This window comes from Bacillus manliponensis (genome assembly GCF_000712595.1).
Lineage (GTDB): Bacteria > Bacillota > Bacilli > Bacillales > Bacillaceae_G > Bacillus_A > Bacillus_A manliponensis.
The window spans coordinates 97664-115974 of record NZ_JOTN01000013.1 but is presented as its reverse complement, the minus strand read 5'-3'; the positions used below and the strand labels follow the sequence as shown (position 1 = coordinate 115974).

The 18311-nt window shown below is 35.1% G+C and carries 15 protein-coding genes and 2 pseudogenes; 14 read left to right on the top strand and 3 right to left on the bottom strand.

The features are described 5' to 3' along the window. Positions 1-263: 263 nt before the first annotated feature. From BAMA_RS15420 to BAMA_RS15365, 13 genes and pseudogenes are all read left to right on the top strand, one after another. Positions 264-1247, top strand: coding sequence for a hypothetical protein (locus BAMA_RS15420; RefSeq protein WP_034640691.1), 984 nt, complete (start codon positions 264-266; stop codon positions 1245-1247). A 3-nt stretch (positions 1248-1250) separates the two neighbouring features. Next, a complete protein-coding gene (locus BAMA_RS15415) occupies positions 1251-2189 on the top strand; it encodes a hypothetical protein (RefSeq protein ID WP_034640688.1) in 939 nt (312 codons plus the stop codon). A 373-nt stretch (positions 2190-2562) separates the two neighbouring features. Next, the gene (locus BAMA_RS15410; protein ID WP_034640685.1) at positions 2563-2844 is read left to right on the top strand and encodes a hypothetical protein; all 282 of its coding nucleotides are present in this window, start codon (positions 2563-2565) and stop codon (positions 2842-2844) included. Between the two features lie 473 nt (positions 2845-3317). Then, positions 3318-3599, top strand: a complete 282-nt coding sequence (locus BAMA_RS15405) for a Rad52/Rad22 family DNA repair protein (protein ID WP_051758987.1) — start codon at positions 3318-3320, stop codon at positions 3597-3599. Between the two features lie 705 nt (positions 3600-4304). Then, complete coding sequence (gene ltrA / locus BAMA_RS15400; protein WP_034640683.1) at positions 4305-6191, top strand: group II intron reverse transcriptase/maturase; 1887 nt, start codon at positions 4305-4307, stop codon at positions 6189-6191. Between the two features lie 589 nt (positions 6192-6780). Then, positions 6781-8571, top strand: a pseudogene (locus BAMA_RS15395) (reverse transcriptase/maturase family protein). A gap of 157 nt (positions 8572-8728) precedes the next feature. Further along, the gene (locus BAMA_RS15390; protein ID WP_034640679.1) at positions 8729-9022 is read left to right on the top strand and encodes a hypothetical protein; all 294 of its coding nucleotides are present in this window, start codon (positions 8729-8731) and stop codon (positions 9020-9022) included. 97 nt (positions 9023-9119) lie between these two features. Next, positions 9120-9287: pseudogene (locus tag BAMA_RS15385) on the top strand (ThiF family adenylyltransferase); the annotation flags it as partial. A 643-nt stretch (positions 9288-9930) separates the two neighbouring features. Beyond that, a complete protein-coding gene (locus tag BAMA_RS15380) occupies positions 9931-11844 on the top strand; it encodes a reverse transcriptase/maturase family protein (RefSeq protein ID WP_338022301.1) in 1914 nt (637 codons plus the stop codon). Between the two features lie 166 nt (positions 11845-12010). After that, the gene (locus tag BAMA_RS15375; protein WP_162176068.1) at positions 12011-12604 is read left to right on the top strand and encodes a ubiquitin-activating E1 family protein; all 594 of its coding nucleotides are present in this window, start codon (positions 12011-12013) and stop codon (positions 12602-12604) included. A gap of 29 nt (positions 12605-12633) precedes the next feature. Beyond that, complete coding sequence (locus BAMA_RS15370) at positions 12634-12942, top strand: hypothetical protein (RefSeq protein WP_034640672.1); 309 nt, start codon at positions 12634-12636, stop codon at positions 12940-12942. 24 nt (positions 12943-12966) lie between these two features. Next, positions 12967-13143 carry a hypothetical protein gene (locus BAMA_RS24570; protein ID WP_157406018.1) on the top strand — a complete coding sequence of 59 codons (177 nt, stop codon included), beginning with the start codon at positions 12967-12969 and terminating at the stop codon, positions 13141-13143. Between the two features lie 78 nt (positions 13144-13221). Next, positions 13222-14049 (top strand): Rpn family recombination-promoting nuclease/putative transposase, encoded by an 828-nt coding sequence (locus BAMA_RS15365; protein WP_034640669.1) that lies wholly within the window; start codon positions 13222-13224, stop codon positions 14047-14049. Between the two features lie 506 nt (positions 14050-14555). On the opposite strand, the gene BAMA_RS15360 is transcribed toward BAMA_RS15365, so the two are convergent. The 3 genes from BAMA_RS15360 to BAMA_RS15350 all read right to left on the bottom strand — a co-directional run bounded on the left by BAMA_RS15360 (position 14556) and on the right by BAMA_RS15350 (position 16925). After that, positions 14556-15854, bottom strand: a complete 1299-nt coding sequence (locus tag BAMA_RS15360) for an alpha/beta fold hydrolase (RefSeq protein ID WP_034640665.1) — start codon at positions 15852-15854, stop codon at positions 14556-14558. A gap of 182 nt (positions 15855-16036) precedes the next feature. After that, on the bottom strand, positions 16037-16471 hold the full coding sequence (locus BAMA_RS15355) for a DUF3021 family protein (protein ID WP_034640661.1): 435 nt from the start codon (positions 16469-16471) through the stop codon (positions 16037-16039). A 16-nt stretch (positions 16472-16487) separates the two neighbouring features. Further along, positions 16488-16925: a LytTR family DNA-binding domain-containing protein gene (locus BAMA_RS15350; RefSeq protein WP_034640658.1), complete on the bottom strand. Its 438-nt coding sequence runs from the start codon at positions 16923-16925 to the stop codon at positions 16488-16490. 893 nt (positions 16926-17818) lie between these two features. On the opposite strand from BAMA_RS15350, the gene BAMA_RS15345 reads away from it, so the two are divergent. Further along, entirely contained in the window at positions 17819-18244 is a 426-nt protein-coding gene (locus BAMA_RS15345; RefSeq protein ID WP_034640656.1) for a hypothetical protein, read from the top strand. Positions 18245-18311 lie beyond the last annotated feature (67 nt).

Here is an 18311-nt window from a genome sequence, read left to right as displayed (position 1 = left end):
AACAAAAAAAAATCGGTTAGGTAGTTACTTTGTAATAAAAAACAAATCAAATTATTGAGCTTATAGGCCCTAGCAATCTCTTTATGCTATTAAGCTAAACATATACTTTTACAAATAATGCAAATTCATATATTGCCATTAGTCGTATATTATATTATGTTTATCTTAATACTTAAATATTGAAATTGCATGTAAGGACACACCTGCTGCGTTTATACGCTACAGGTGTGTCCTTTTTTAGTTTAAAAATAGGGGGAAGTAAAATGGAAAACTTTGTTCCACAAGAGGTAGAATTAAATACTTCAGATGATTTGCTAGAGGACGTATTAGCAGAAGTAACAACAACTGAACATATAGAGAAAGAAGAACTTGTTGGATTCAGCCGTATTCGTGCACATGAATTAGAAGAGCTAGCAACAATGAAACGTGATCGTAAAGTAGGAAAAGGCTTAGTCACACAAGTATCGGAAAAGCTATTTCCAACAAAGCGGGGTATGTCAGAACGAACGATGGTTTTAACACTTCAAATTGGAGAGTATACTACTGCTTATTGCCCAATTGAAGAAGCAGGCATTCGTGTACCAAAAAATCCACAATGGCTGGTAGGTCGTGAAAAACCATTTATTATAGAACACTTCCATCAAACTCCGGAAGGTAATTTCGCTATTGTATCAATTAAATCAGGTGAACAACTATTATCTGAAACACTCTTTGAAGAAGTTACATCGTCTAAAGCAAAACAAGTATATAATGCACAAGTAGTAGGCGTAAATGGCGAACGTCGTTATGTAATTATTGAGGTGAAAGGTGTACAGACAATCGTTCCATTTGATAAATGGTCACATTCGTATACAACCGCTACTTCCATTACAGTTGGTGAAAAGGTAGAAGTAGTTATTGACCGTGCCGCGAAGAAAGAAAACAACTATGTATTCGTTGCAAATAAGCGCGTACTAGAGCAAGACCCAATGGAACAATTATTAACAATCAAGAGAAAAGACCGTTTTGTAGGAAAAATTGTACAAGTTGATCCCATTGCTGGTATTTTTGTTGAAGTTGCACCTGGTGTTGTATTTAAAGGTCTAAAGGGTAGAGGTGTATCTGACCCAACATTCTTAGATGCTGAAAATCACACTTTAGTTACCTGTGAACTATTAAAAATGGATGCAAATACAAGAAGAGGGACTGTACGTATTATCAACTATCCACAAGGTCAAAAGAAAAATTTAGATGTTTACCGTTACTAATCAATGATAAATCAAGAAACAAAATTGCCCCTGTATTGTCCCTCTTTACAGGGGTTATCCCATGATGAAATTAATAATTTAAATATATATCGTGTACATAATCAAAATAAAAAGTATCGGTATAGCAATGGCCATGATTTAATTTCTAAAAGACCTGAGTTACAAGAAAATGAGGGTTGGCTCATTTTACTGTTTATAGGTGATCATGTTAGCGTACGTTATAGTCAGCTGCTGTACTTTATGAAAAACAGAATTAAACGTCAAACGATGAGCAAAACCTTACAAACTCTTGATTACTTTCAACTGATTCAAAAATGGAAGGTTGAATTATTAAATGAGGATGAACCCGAAAAATCCTATGAAGAAAGTGCATTCACCTTAACTGAGTATGGGTACCAAATATTGAAATATTGGTGTGGCAGGCAATATTTCTATCACCCTAAATATTTTGATAAGCACGGAAAATATGTTCATATACGCTACTGGCAAGATATTGATATGTTATGCCATTTACGCTATAAATCAGCTTTCATTGACCATAAAATGCACGCAAAACTTAGCGGAGGTTTATTACCAGCCTCCTTCTGCTTTAGAGCTTCACAGCAAGAAGATAAACAAATCAATTTTTTAGTTTACTCTGTAATCGAATCAGAAGACCTTCGAAAAATTAAGTCTGTAATGAGTGCTTGGGATGAATTTGTTGAAAAAGGTAAAAACCTTATTATTAACAACTATCCAATACAACCAACTGTTTTAGTTATTTATGTATCGAGTGTAAAGAAGGCAAGGTACATTAATCGTGAATTAATGATAGATTTAAAAAAGGCTAATATACGTTTCTGTGTAGCAGAGGTTCTACATAAAGATGGCTTAGTTCATGCTTTCTTTAACCCTCTACCTGAAGAGGAGTTACAACAAATTCAAATTTCATTATTTAACTAATAACAAGTAATCTACTTCCTCTTTCTTTTAATAAAGATTTACTAAAAATTCAACAAGACAATAGTTACATAATCGATAAATTGTAATTTATATAAATTGAATGATAGAGAAAACCCTTATATCTCAACTGCCATGTTATAGGCAATGAAGATATAAGGGTTTTTTGTATATAGATTTATATTTCGTATATAATTAGGCTAAACTTATATTTAAATCTCCAATGATATAGAAAATGTCAAAGGTATTCTTGATAATAGATTATAATATTCTTAAGTATAAGAGATTAAATTCTCAACATTTCCAAAAATTCTCAAAGTTTCACTATAAAATCTAAGATATTTCTAATATTATTAATTATGAGGGGGAATAAAGTATGTATATTTTAACAAGAAGCTTTATATTAGATACTACAAATTTAGACGTTACAATTATTGAAATCCTGATGGATCGTGAAGGAAAACAAGAAGGTTTAAAACGTACTGTACGAAAAATGAAAGATATACCTAAAACTGTCCTGGAATCTATAGAATTATTAGAGAATCAGTCTCATTATGAGGTTCAAGAAATTGATCAAAGTTCTGCTAAGTTTTTTATCGAAAAAGAACAGTCTGTCCTTTATCTTGATAAACAAATACAAGATAAAAATCTCCATTAAATAAATTGAATTATTTATCTTTTGTTATTACTTATTTATTTGTTAGTTAATTATTATTAGTTATTATTAATTATTTTTATCGTTTATACAATATAATGTCTAGTCCCCAAGTCTAATATTGCTTATATGCAGGAAACTAGATGAACATAAACTATATATATATTTATTTAGTTTATGTTTATCTAGTTTCCTGTTTTTTTATTTTCCAGCCAAGTTACTTATACTTGATGAATTAAAAAACAGTTGAGTATTTCAAACTGAACAAGTATCTTTTACACTTCAGTTTCAATCTAGAAGGGCTTTTCTTGAGCCGAATTTCAAAGAATTATTTCTGTCTTCTTTGTGTTATTCGACTTTAGAAAAGCCCTTTTTGTGTTTTTCTTTAGTGTTATATGAAATTTATATTTTTAGAGGTAAAGGGCAATACATCAATACTCTTGATGTATTAAATTAACTTTTAGGAGGATTTAATTATGGAGAGAAATTATTTAGAGGAATTAAAATCACCATTTGAGGATTGTGAGTTAGAATGGCGTGTAACCCATGTAAGTAATATAAAAGGTAAATTGAAAGCAGCGGTTGTTCCTTATGTTTCAGCTCGTGCAATCATGAACAGATTAGATACTGTTTTTGGGTTGGCAAATTGGAAAGTTAGTTACGACGAATGGAAAAACAATGGTACGAAATGTACGATTTCAGTTCGTATTAACAATGAATGGGTCTCCAAGGAAGATGGTGGTGCGCTCTGTTCCTAATTTAAACCAATCTCGAAAGAGTTGGGTAAAGATTAGGTGCTGAGAAATCAGCAAACTTTAAGTGAAGATGTTAGGAGGAAGAACCTAACCGACTTGAATGCTGGCAAGTTAGACTTGATACTCCGACATGCATTCACTTCTACTAAAGTGGGTGTATGAAGCTCGGTGAAGACGGCGAAAAACAGACCTGTGAAGTGGTTAGTAAAGTAGTCGGAGTGCCATAAAATGACTATGTTGAGGACGCCATTAGGCTAGACGAACCTTCGGATGAAAGGCCCGTAAGCTTTGGGGAATGAGAATCAAGAATCGCCCACTCCTATAAGGGAGTCCGATTGCAGATATGGTATTCGCCATTGCAGTATCTGCTTTTAACCAGTTAGGTTATAAGCCCTTAATCCACCAGCAAAGGGTGAAAGGGTAGTCGGTGGGTTAGAGAAGGCAACTAAGGTCATATGTAAGGCTAACACTTAAGGAACAGAGGAAGCTGATGAGAAGATGGTAAAGGGTAGTAGCCCCAATGCTTCTAAATGGTAGGAAATGACCATTGAACATTAGTGACAGCAGCCCGTAGTAGTGATGAAGCAGGGTAATGCCGGTGGAGCGAAGGGGCATAGTCAATACGATTGAACCCACAACTATTGTTAAGGATGCCGGTGAGCACAACTGACTAACCCAACACTCTACTCCCGAAAGGAGGAGAAATAGTTGGTACAGGAACTTAACAAACCCGAAACTGAGCAGGAATTATATAAAATCTTAGATGATTTATATAGCACCTCTAAAGAGGAATATGAAAAGGGTAGAAGACCCCGATGCAAAGGATTGTTAGAAGTCATAAGTTCAGAACTCGTTATCATCAGTGCAATCCACAGGTTGAAAAGTAACAGAGGAAGTCAAACTCCTGGTAGCGACAGTAGAAGAATTAGAGACGCCATCCTTCACATGAATCAGAGGGATATAATCAATCTCATACAAACCTCCTTATATGACTATAAGGCACAGCCTGTACGGAGGGTGATGATTCCAAAGCCAGGAAAGAAGGAAAAACGTCCACTAGGTATCCCAACCATAATCGACCGAGTTATTCAAGAATGCGTAAGAATGGTAATTCAGCCTATTCTTGAAGCGCAGTTCTTCGCTCACTCTTACGGCTCACGTCCTATGAGAGACGCAGGAATGGTTTTAACTAGATTACAAACCCTTTGTAACAGTACAAGGTACTGCTGGGTAGTTGAGGGAGATATTAGTAAATTCTTTGACAACGTGAATCATACCATCCTCATAAAGAGACTATATGGTATGGGAATTCGAGACCGAAGGGTTCTAATGATTATTAAGGAAATGTTGAAAGCTGGTGTGATGGGGGAAACTTTCAGAAACGAACTCGGTACACCTCAAGGTGGGATTATATCCCCACTTTTGGCTAATGTTTACCTTGATGCATTAGATCATTTCGTTTCTAGGGAGTGGGAAAAAAAGAAAACAAGATACAAGTACAGTAAACAAGAGCACCGATTGAGAGCTTTACGAAAAACAAAGCTTAGACCAGCGTTCTTTGTAAGATATATGGATGATTGGGTGTTGTTTACCAACTCAAAGGAAAATGCTCAAGTGTGGAAGGAACGTATCTCTGAATTTCTACATGACAAACTCAAATTAGAACTATCAGGGGAAAAAACGCTCATAACAAATGTAATGAAACGTCCTATTAAATTCTTAGGATTCGATTTTAAGAGAGTGACGAACGACGGAAAAAAGTATATAACTCGGACAAAACCAAACGAAAAATTACTCAGACGGAAACTCAGGGATATAAAACATCTCCTTAAAGCTATCCGAAAAGCTCCCAACGAAGTGTTACTGTTGGCCGCTATCAACAGAGTAAATTCTAAAATCCGAGGATTAATCAATTATTTCCAAGCCGCCACATGGGTACACATTATCTTCAGAAAGTATGCCGAAAGGTTGAAATACTCAGCCTATAAAGCACTTAAAAGAAGAACAAATGGCAAGGTGCGATGGGTAAATGCTACAAGAGTTAGTAATTTAATCGGTTTACACACCGAATATGCTAGCCAAAACATTCCAGCCATCGAACATAAAGGATTGTGGATTGGTATTACAAACTTAAGATTCTGTAAATGGGAATTTTCTCCTCCTAAGAATCAAAAGGAAACCCCACATTCCCCCGAAGGTAGGGAAATTTACGCGAAACGAACAGGTAAGAAACCTTTAAAACTGAGGGTGGATGAACTCTTTGGTGAAAAGGTTGCACATTCAACCCTACTCAAGGTGATTGAGAATCCTCACACCATATATAATTTTGAGTATATGATGAATCGAGCCTATGCATTCAATCGTGATAAAGGGAAATGCAGATTTTGTGGAGATGCGATTATAGATGCGGTTCAGACCCATCATATCAACCCGCATCTCCCCATAGAGCTTATCAATCGAGTAAACAACCTTGCTAGTGTGCACTATATTTGTCACCAACTAATCCATGGAAAATTAGAAGCTGTTATTGTTACAAATAAAATGAGCAAAAATATCAAGAAGTTTAGGGACAAGTTAGGGTTAATCAGCGGGTAAAATCGTATTGATGGAACGCCGTATGAGGTGAAAGTGTGCGCCATGTCATTCATGGTTGGGATTGTCCAAACATTGGACCAAAGCCCTTGGAAAATGCTTTGAGAACAACTCCTTACCTAAACCCGAAAGGGCAAGGGGACAAGAGCATGGAGGTAACGCAGAGGCTATCAGAAGGTTGTTTATGGTATCGCTCTGCTAGTTCTGCACGATATGGTTAAGGCTAAACTGCTTAAACTTCAATTACCAGTGTAGGAACCGCACTTTCGGGGATACACAACCTAAATACTCCCCGCCTATAACATACTTGGTTACGACTTTCGACCAAGGAAATCCAAGGTTGTAGGACGTTGAGCAGTGAGCTCAATTAAGGTGATAAATGAAGAACCTAAGTCGTGCTAGCACGTTCCAACCCCGAAGAACATGGGATTGCCTACGAAGGGAGACCTTTAAGGTAACGGAATTTCCATAGTATCCAATGTAATTTCTGTAATGGAAATTACACAGATGGACTGTAATGTGTGCCATTGACTCGTATGAGTAGGAGAAGGGAAATAGGTGATTATGATATCAAATCTAGGAGGAACGCGAGATGCGAACGACCGAAGCAGTTTTGAATATCATCAGCGAACGAGGAAAGAAAGGACTTCCCATTGAAAGAATCTATCGATTACTTTACAATCGAGAACTCTATCTCATGGCATACCAAAATATCTATAGCAATAACGGATCAATGACCAAAGGCATTACCGAAGAAACTGTAGATGGTATGTCTATGAAGAAAATTGATGATATCATCGAAAAGGTTAAGCGAGAGTCTTATCGATGGACACCTGTAAGAAGAACTTACATTCCAAAGAAAAATGGAAAGATGAGACCATTAGGCATGCCTTCTTGGTCAGATAAACTCCTACAAGAAGTTATGCGAATCATTATGAATGCATACTACGACCCACAATTTAGTGATAAGTCACATGGATTCCGCGAGAATCGTGGGTGTCAAACCGCACTTGAAGCTATTCGCTATCGAGATGGATGGAAAAGCGTTAAATGGTTTGTTGAAGGAGATATAAGTGATTGCTTTGGAAGCATAAACCACGAGATTATAATCAGAATTATGTCAGAAAAGATACACGACAGTCGATTTCTGAGATTAATTAAGCATCTTCTCGTAAGTGGTTACATGGAGGATTGGAAATATAGCCAAACTCTCAGCGGGTGTCCACAAGGAGGAATTCTAAGTCCCTTACTCTCTAATATTTACATGAATAAACTTGACCAATATGTGGAAAAGACATTAATTCATCTGTACACGTCTGGAATAAGACGCACAGAAAATAAGGAATACAGAGCAATTCTCAAGCAAATCGATAAATATAAACGTCATGGTAACTGGCAAAAAGTTAAGGAACTAAGAAAAATTGCGCAGCAAATGCCCTCGAAAAACCCAACTGACCCAAAATTTAAACGGCTTTATTACGTTCGATATGCGGACGATTGGCTAATTGGTTTATCTGGGAGCAAACAAGATGCAGAGGAAGTTAAGGCGAAAATTAAAACTTTCCTAAAAACAGAGTTGAACCTTAACCTTAGCCCAGAAAAGACGTTAATTACACACGCTAGAGAAGAAAAAGCACGTTTCCTTGGTTACGACATCCATGTATTACATTGCAATACACAACATGATAGACGTGGTCAAAGAATAATTAATGGGGTAATTGGACTAAGGGTACCAGAGGACAAAATGAAGGCTAAGATGAACGAATATATGGCAAAAGGACAACCTATCCACAGAAAAGAAAGAACCACAAACTCTGATTATGATATTGTTAGCCAGTTTCAAGCAGAGTTTAGAGGATTTGCCCAATATTATCTACTTGCCTACAATGCTCATCAACTCCATAACGTAAAACGAGTTATGGAGCTCTCTCTCGCAAGAACATTAGCAAATAAGCACAAAACTACCATCAACAAAATCTTTTAAAAATATAAAAAGGTATTGAAAACAAAAGATGGGGAATATAAGGTGCTTCATGTCGCAATTGAGAGAGAAAACAAAAAGCCTCTGGCTACTTATTTCGGTGGTATGAAACTAGCCTACAATAAAACCGCTACAATCATAGAAAATCCTGTCAAAATTTTCAATACTAGAACTCAATTGATAGACAGGTTGCGGAATAATACTTGCGAACTATGTGGAGCACGAGGAAATATTGAGATGCATCACGTTAAAAAGCTAAAAAATCTTCGCAATAATAGTAGGAAAGAAAAGCCTGAGTGGATAAAGAGGATGGTAGCCATGAATCGCAAAACACTAGCTGTTTGTGAGGAATGCCACGATAAAATTCACGCGGGAAAATACAATGGGATGAAAATTCGTTGATATATAGTCACTGGCGAGCGGAGTGACTAGGAAACTGTCACGCTCCGTTCTGGGAGGGGTAGTTGGAAAAGTGCTTATTTCAAATATGTAACTCGCTGGCTACCTACTCTACCTCACGTACCGTGTGAACTGGGGGAAAAGAGAAACTGAACAGATAATGCTGAAGATTTCTCTTACCTATCAGAATCATCATACGCTGGCTGCTATTCCATCTGAAACAGATAATCGTAGTGAACGAGCATTTTTACTATATTGTATCGTTGGAAAGATTAATAAGATCTTCCCTGATTTATATGTGCGTACATGTTATAAAGGACAACATATAAAAATTAATCCTACTTTGGTATTTGATAATAAGTACTTATTAAGCGATATTACTGCTTATTCATTGACTGGTGTCACTAGATATGAACAATTGCAGAAAGGGAATGATGACATACAAGCAGGCTAATCGTATCACTTTAATGATGCCTAAAGCGTTGGATGATATATAAGATAATTTAGAGGAGGTGTAAGAAGAAAGTTCATTAGCAACTTTCTTCTTTTTTATGATTGTTATTGATATTACAGAAGGAAAAAGACTTGTACCTCAAATCGTTCTAGTTGGAGCTGGAGGTACTGGTGGATACACATTGCAACATATCGCACAAATGATGAATATATTCAATATAAATGGGAGCTTACTAGTAAGTGATCCTGATATTATCGAAGATAAAGTGCGCCCATAAGGGCCTTGTAAATTCTGATTTAGTAAATCAGCGGGTCAAGTGAAACAAGGTAATAACCCGACACCGGTAGCCTTATCCGTAATCGAAAGTAAGCGGGGAGTGTAGCATGGCTACAACGGGATAAGTCACTCTAATGTCATGAGTGCGACTGAATTTCTAGGTGTATCGTGGTAAATAAGGTTGAATGCTAAACTGCGTGAAGGATAAATCAAGGGGTCTTATCGACGACCATATCGAAATTGACATTGAAACGATATGTCTCTAGTTCATTTCATCTATTTTTATTGGAGAGAGATGTGTTTCACACTAGAGAACCAACTAAAGTACATTAGTAAAGGTTGAAAGTCCCAACCGACATTACTACAAACTATTTACAAGGTACTAAATGGGGATTACCTAAGTGGAAATGCCATTTATGGCTATAGAGGATGATTTCAAGGCAAAAGCCAAGAAATGTAGCTCTGGAATATTCCATACGGTAACGGAGCCTTCGTAGTAGTCAGAGATAGGGAGAGCCTATCACACTGACGTATGACAAATTACGTTAGGTCATGGTTGTGAAATCAAGATGGCGAAGGAAGGTAGTCAATTAGTTCATGATGATAATAAACAGGAAGGAAGCGAGATGCTAATGAGAAATCCAGTTTATGTATTGAACACTTTGTCGAAGAATGCTATTAAAGAAAACTACAAGTTTAAGAGATTATATAGAAATCTTTATAATCCAGAATTCTACTATAAAGGTTATGAAGAAATATATGCCAACCCAGGTAATATGACCAGAGGAACTATAAATAACACTGTTGATGGCTTCTCAAAAAATAGAGTATCTAAAATCATCAACAATATTAAAAATGGCAATTATAAGCCTACTCCTGTTAAGCGAGTATATATTGATAAAAAAGGCAGTAAGAAAAAGCGTCCTCTTGGTGTACCGACATTTGACGATAAACTTGTCCAGTTAGTAATAAAGTACATCTTAGAAGCTATTTATGAACCAAACTTCTCTGAAAACTCACATGGATTCAGGAAAAATAGAGGTTGTCATACAGCCCTGAAACAAATTAAAAAGAGTGGTAACGGAACTAAATGGTTTATTGAAGGTGATATTCACGGTTTCTTTGACAATATCGACCACCATATCCTAATTGGCCTACTAAGAAAACGTATTAATGACGAAACACTTCTTGGGTTAATATGGAAGTTCTTAAGAGCTGGATACATGGAGGATTGGCAATTCCACAAAACATTCAGCGGAACACCACAAGGAGGGATTCTCAGTCCTCTTCTTGCCAACATATATCTAAACGAATTGGATATATACATGGAAAAATACGTTGAAGAGTTCGGAAAAGGTCAACCAAAAGACAGAGAAGTTGATAAAAGATATCAATACTTACACCTCAAAATAAAAAGAGGCCGTAAGAAAGTGGATTTACTAAGAGAACAAGACAAACATGATGAAGCTCAAGAATTAATTGAACAAGTCAACGAATGGATTAAGGAAAGGGGGCAACGTCCCTACTACAATCCAATGTCGGGTAAATTCAAGTCTCTAAAGTATGTTAGATATGCTGATGACTTCATTGTAATGATGATTGGTAGTAAAAATGATGCCAAAGTTATTAAATCTGATATAGCTCGATTCCTCAATGAAGAATTGAAATTAACTTTATCAGATAAAAAAACACTTATCACCCATTCTAGCAAGAAAGCAACATTTCTTGGATACAATGTCAATGTCACTAGAAATGAGCTATTTACCAAATACTCGGTGAGAGGTGCTAAAAGAAGACATCACAATCTAAAAGTAAGACTTGAAGTACCCCATGAAGCATGGCGAAATAAATTACTGGACCTGAATGTTTTAGAAATGAAGTATGTGAACGGGAGAGAAACTTGGAAACCAAAGCATAGACCGGAAATGGCACATTTAGACGATTTAGAAATCCTAAATAATTATGTATTGCAGATTAGAGGGATGTACAACTATTACAAATATGCGGTCAATTCATCGGTACTCCAAAAATTCAGTTATGTTCTAGAATACAGCATGTATAAAACGTTCGCCAATAAATATAAAAGCTCAATTGGCAAAATTAAGGGTAAATATTGCAAAAACGGTGTATTCATAGTTAATTACAAAGATAAAAAAGGCAAACAACACTCTCACTCCTTCTACAAAGAAGGTTTTAGAACGGTTGATATAACTAAGATGAAAGCACAAGAAAATAACATCGACAACATGGTAGCCCCAAGAGTTCACATGTCAACAACTAGCCTTATGGATAGATTGTCGGCCAACAAATGTGAATACTGTGGTAAAACCGACTCTAACCTAGTAATGCACCATGTTAGAAAAATAAAAGATGTTGAGAAGGGCAAAGCCAAATGGCAAAAATTAATGATTGCCCGTAGACGTAAAACATTAGCCGTATGTGAGAATTGCCATAATGAAATTCACTATGACATGAGAGTAGAACTTGTAGCGAAAAACAGAAAAAATAACTTTGACAAGCAATTGATGGAGAGCCGTATACTCTGAGAGGAGTACGTACGGTTCGGTGAGGGGTTTTGAGAAACCTGTCATAACAATATGACAAGGCGCTCGCTTCCTACTCAACAATTTGGGAAACCAGTTATTTATTAAGAATGATGTAGGTAAACCCAAAGCAGAGGTTCTTGCTAGAAGATATCGTGCTGCTTACTCTATGCAAATCTCTCATCATACCAATAAATATATTGAAAAAGTAGAGATGCTAGAAGAACTATTTAATACAAAACAGCAGCTCTTAATGAATCAAGGAACAGATGACTACACGCTATTACCAATATTAATTGGTGCTGTAGATAATCATTTTACACGTAAAATCTTTCATGAATTTTTCTGTAAGTCTGAGAATCTGTTATACATCGATGTTGGTAATACCGCTACTACTGTTCCTGATGATTGGCAACAGAGAAAGAAATCGAATTGGAGTGCGGCAGAACTAGAGGAATACAACCGTAGCGGATATAACGGCCAAGTTGTAGTTGGACTAAAACGAGATGGAGAAGAAGTACTTCAACCTGTAGCTCACCTTTTCCCAGAAATTCTAACTTCCAACGATGAAATTGCACCGAGTCAGCTTAGCTGTTCTCAACTAGCGAAGTCTGAACCACAGCGGGTAATTACTAATAAATTTGCGGCTTTAGCAGTAGCAAATTATATAAATGAAATATTTGATGAAGGGACTATTTCTCATCATCTTACTCTATTCCATGCGAAAAAGAGTTTTATGAAAGCAGTCCCAATTAAAGAATAATAGTGAACAAATATACTAGGAGGACAATTATGTATACATTATTAGTAGAAAATCAAGAATTCATAACAGATCATGAACAGGTTATAGCTGATGTTATTAGTCAATTAGCAAGTGAACACTCCCCAGTCTCTTCAAAGTGGACACCTATATTTCATGAAAGCTATGCATTTGGCTTTTCTGTAACGGTCCATACTGATACATGGGAAGATGAAGACTATTATAACAAGTCAGCAATAGCAGCTTGGGAAAATCTATTAGATTGTTCTTTAGATGATGATGTTGCTCTATGGGAACGACTACAAAAATTATTAGATATAAAGGTTATAACTGTTGCATAACTAAAATAAAAGGGGAATCATATCATGGTAGAATTTAAATTAGAAACAATGATGAAATTAGCTGAGGAAGATTCGTTAATCCAATTTATGGTCAACGGCTTAGGCGGAGACGAGTGCGCTTATAGAGTAGTATTTAATAGTGAAGTCCTTGAGGATTCGCTATACGAAGAGAAGTACTTAGAGCTAGACTCAAATAACTAGACAGAGGATGAAAAGAGCACAAAGAACCATGGGCGTTATACCTGGTACTTTGTGCTCTTTTTTATAAGGGAGAATACTATGAAACGACTACGACCACTTAATGATGTAATTTTTAAGAAGTTATTTGGAGAGAAGAAGGACAAACACTTATTAATTAGTTTTCTGAATGCAATTTTGAACTATGATATAGTAGATGTCGATATTCAGGAAGAAAAACTAACAAAAGAAACTTTAGATAGTAAACAAGGTATTTTAGATATCAAAGCGAAAACGTATGCAGGGGAAAAAATAAATATTGAAGTACAGCTGCTTAATCAATACAATATGATTCAAAGAACTCTATTTTATTGGTCAAAGCTTTATACTGAAAACTTTAAAACAAAAGGAAACTACAAAGACTTATCAAAAACTGTTACCATTAACTTATTAGGGTTTACTTTATTTGAAGAATCTCCTTATCATACGACATATCATTTGTATGAGGATACATCAAAGCAAAGACTCAATGATTTATTGGAGATTCATTTTATTGAGTTCCCTAAGTTTGAACAGATCGATAAGAATTTGCATAATTCGTTGCATTGTTGGCTACTATTCTTAAAAGGTGATATTGCCGACTCTTTGTTAAAGGAGGTCATCCAAATGGATGAATTGATTCAACAAGCTAATGATAAATTGATGTTTTTAGCTTCGGACGACGAAACTAGAAGATTGTATGAATTGCGTGAGAAACATCTGTCAGATGAAATAACACGTATAGAGGGAGCAAAGGAAGAAGCTGCTTCAATTAAAGCAAAAGAAATTGCTGTAAAGCTTCTTAAAATGGGACATTCAGTAGATTCTATTTGCGAATTAACTGGATTAAGTAAAGAAGAAATTGAAGAAATCAAACATAAAAGTAACTAGTTAAATTATTGTAAGCAAAACAGCACTAGAAAGGATATCTAGTGCTGTTTCTATTTTACAGGTGTGGCTTTGAAATAAAGTTGTACCGTTTTAAAAAAGGATGTACTGTTTGAAATAAATTCATACCGTTTATAAAAAAGTTGTATCGTTTTACCCATTTGGATATGATTTGAAAGGAGTGTTTTTATAGAGAAAGGGAAAATAACCTTTGAATTGAAAGTTTGATTAAAGAACTGTTAAGTAGCAATAAAATTACTCCACTAAAGGGCCATTTTGTTGAATAGGAGGTACCGATTTAACCATTTTATTAGGAGTTTATTTGGTTTAAGATTAATGGTGGCGAATCGTATCATAAGTAAGTGGAGTTTAGAAATATAGTATTTCATAATTTTTTTAAAAATAATAATCTATGTTAAATAGAAGAGGCAGAACTATACTAGTTCTGCCTTTATGTAGCCAGTTATGGCAGGAATTTTGTACAAATCTAAGTCTATTTAGATACAAAATCAATATGTCTTCTTAGGATTGAAATGACCAATGCCTTTTAATTCATAGTCAAAAAATTTAAGAATTAATTCATTTTCCATTTCAATACAGTAATATGGATCAATGTTGGCTTTTCCACCTTGCAGCGTATTTGTAAGTATAGGAGAGAAAAGCTGTAAATCGGTCAAGCTTAAATGTTTTGCCCCTTTAAAATGAGTAGTATATGCACCTTCGAACTGTTTATTGTTGAGTTTGTTCGCTACATAAATAGGAACACTATCCAGTTGTCTCCAAACATCGTCCGAATAAATGTTAAAAAGTGGGGTTGTGTAGCTTTTGCTGCTTGCTACAAAATTATCAGCTGCTTTGTTATAAACAAGTTCACTAAAGAAAGGGGCATCGATATTTACTACTGCACTTACATCATCGCGCTCTCTGCTTAGCCATACACTTGCGGCACCTCCCATTGAGTGCCCAAACAAACCAATTTTCTCTGTATTGATATGTTGATAAAGAGAATTATTGTCGTTTTTGGCTTTTTTAAGGATGGTATCAATAACAAAATTCATGTCGTCTGTTCGCAGTTTCATCCATTTTTGAATAATATTGTACAGTTCTTCATTCGAGTAAACGCCTTTATTCTTATTTTCGACTTCATGGCCAAAATCTGAATTGACCATAGTTACTGTTCTATCCTCTGAACGAGTATAGAAGGAATGATAAGGATGATCGATGGAAACGACTACATAACCGTGGCTTGCAAGTTCAGTATAGGTAGAGCTATTGCTATCCTTTATGCCATATGCTCCATGTGAGAACACCAAAAGTGGGTATTTACCATTGCCGTTTTTCGGATACCAAAATCCTACATTCACAAATCTGTGCTGCTCCTTATCCGTAAATTCTTCCATACGGTTTTTATCCGTATATGTGTAAGTAGTGGTTGCAACTTTATATTCACCAGTTAATTTTGGTGATTTATGCTGCGGAAAAACAATTGCAGGTACAAGTGCAAATACTGTTACAACTATCATTACAATGGATTTCCACACAATTTTAGAAGCTTTATATTTTTTGTTTTCCTTGTTACGGATAAGAGAAACTGTCGCCTTTACTGCTAATAGGAGAAGCAGTATACCAAACATTACCCAGCGTAAACTCCACACAATCACAGAGGAAAGTATGAGTATTACAAATGCAATAAATGCAGCAATCCTAATATAATTTTTTATTTTTCTATAGTTTTGCTTTGTTACCATACAGTAAACTGCAGAAACAATTTCGAAAATCAAAGTGATAATTAATAATAAAGTTCCCATTTTTGTTACTCCTTTTCCAATCAATTTTTATTAACTCATCATAATAAGCAGCCGAAAAGAAGTATATAGAAAAACGGTAAGTTGCTTCTACAGGCAAATAAGTTGCAAAAAAAAATCGGTAAACTATAAAGTTTACCGTAAAATAATCTGTTGCAGAAAAAACTGCATAATGATTTTCTTGACTACTCATTATCATTTTTCTTAAATGTTTTTAGTTTTTCATTAATTTTTTGGGCTTCTTCTATATCATTTTTCCATGACAACAGACGAACTATAATATAGATAACAGCAATTTGCAGTGCCATAGTAATTACATCTAATCCACTTTTCAAAATACCAAAAATGCCGCCAAGGGTAATCAATAGAATCTCCAAGGTGAAAAAATGAATAGCAATTTTTATCCGCATTTTCTTTTCACTTATTTCATTAGGAGAATATAAAATAAATCCCGTTAGTGCACTTAAAAATGAAAACGCAATAATGATATAAATTGACTTTAAATCAAAAGCCATATTGGGATAATATATTTGTCTTAAAATAGTAATAATAATAACTATAGATGCGAAGATAATCAAGAAATCCCTAATGGTGTTTTGTACAAATTCAGAAAGTTTCATATATGTATCCCACCTTTTACAATCCAAGCATTTTTTTTAGAACAGGCACATACTGCCTTGATATAACAGCACGTTCCCCATTATCAAGCACTGCCTCAAATCGGCCACTAAGGGAAGGGTGAACGGACGAAATTTTAGCTATGTTTAGAATGGTTGATTTGGTGGCACGAAAAAAGTCCTTTTCTTTGCATATTTCCTCCAACTCATAAAGCTTATGTTTTACCTCAAAAACTTTGTCCTTGCGGTAAAGAAAAACCTTTCCGTCAACTGCCTCAAAATAATAGATATCTCTAAAATTAATACGATGAACTCTATCATTTTGATATCCGAGTATTATGAAGGTTTCAGTTTTTAGTTTACTTACGATTTCATGTATTTCTTCATCTACCTCATGACACCTAATAAGGATTTCTTCTTCCAGTTCTCTACTTATTTCTTGTATTGAAATTTTCAAATTATCACCTACGAAAATTCAAATTATTTCAGGTTCGATGTCCGTGATTCTACTAATACCGTCGGATTTGGAAATAACAACTTTCAGACCAGACCATTATAACACATTCAAATATTCCTCATCATGGAGTGGTTATTTAAGTAATTTATCAACTGGTAATCCTCTAATGACTTTATTTAACTCTCGCTTAATGAAATTAATAACAGGTAAAAAAGCAGGTAGAGCAGATAGGGTAAGGGTTAAATAAAATGTTTGAGAAGAATATTCAAGACTCTACTAAAGAGGCTTTACCAATAATAGATGAATTAATTGAAGAAGTAGTTAAGCATATCTCTTATGAAAGGGGCTTTAGCTAAAAAATATCATACTTATTCCGCAATCGGGCGCGATTGTGGAACAACATAGGTAGAAATGATCAAATTTTTTTATAAAAACTAAACTTAAATCTGCTGGAGAAGAATCCATTTTGATCAATCTTTTTTCAAAATGGACTCTTTTTATTGATCGTAAAACTTGGTATTTCAAGGTATTTTTGAACAAACTTTATTTCAAAGCTACACCGAGGGGTTTGATAGATAAAAAATAGCCCGCCTAGTGGTGGGCTATCACATGTACAAGAAATACCATTGTGTAATTTTCATCTTAGCATACGTTTACATATATTTACATATTTTTTTACAGTTGACTTGTCCTAATCATGATAAGATTTAGTTAGTCATCTTCGTTCCCGAGAAGACAAACTACCCTAAGTGAAGAGACTCATCATAGAGTCTCTTTTCTCAATATTCCCCTGAATATTCCATACATTATTGATAAAAAAATCTATATATTAAAAATGTCTGTAATTATAAGTATAGTTAAGGTGTACCAATTATCAAAAGGGGGAATAAAAGATGAAAATGAAAAAAATGGCTCCAGTATTATTTTCTTTAGGTTTAGCTTTTGGTGTAGGCGCGACTGCTACAATGTCATTTCCTACAAACGCTAGTGCAGAGGTAAAAGATAAAGGAGGCTCTCCTCTCTATGAAACATCAGGATATAAGAACATAGAATTCAGTGTAACTGGAGGATATGGTCATCTTAAGGTATATATTGCAAATACAAGTAAAACTGACATGAAGGTTGATCTTGTACATAGAGACACAAAAAAGATTTATATAGATGGTGTAAAGATTGCACCCGGTAAAGTTCTTGATTGGAGAAGTAATGATACTATCTCTCAAGGAGTAAGGTCTGGAATGTATGACCTGCAATTGCATACTGGCACAACAACATTAGAAGGCTCCTATGCTTATAAATCATCTGATGTTAAATGGTAATAGATGAAGAAGACGGAATGACCGTCTTCTTTTCTTATTGTTTGCTATAAAATCACCATTTTAGTTT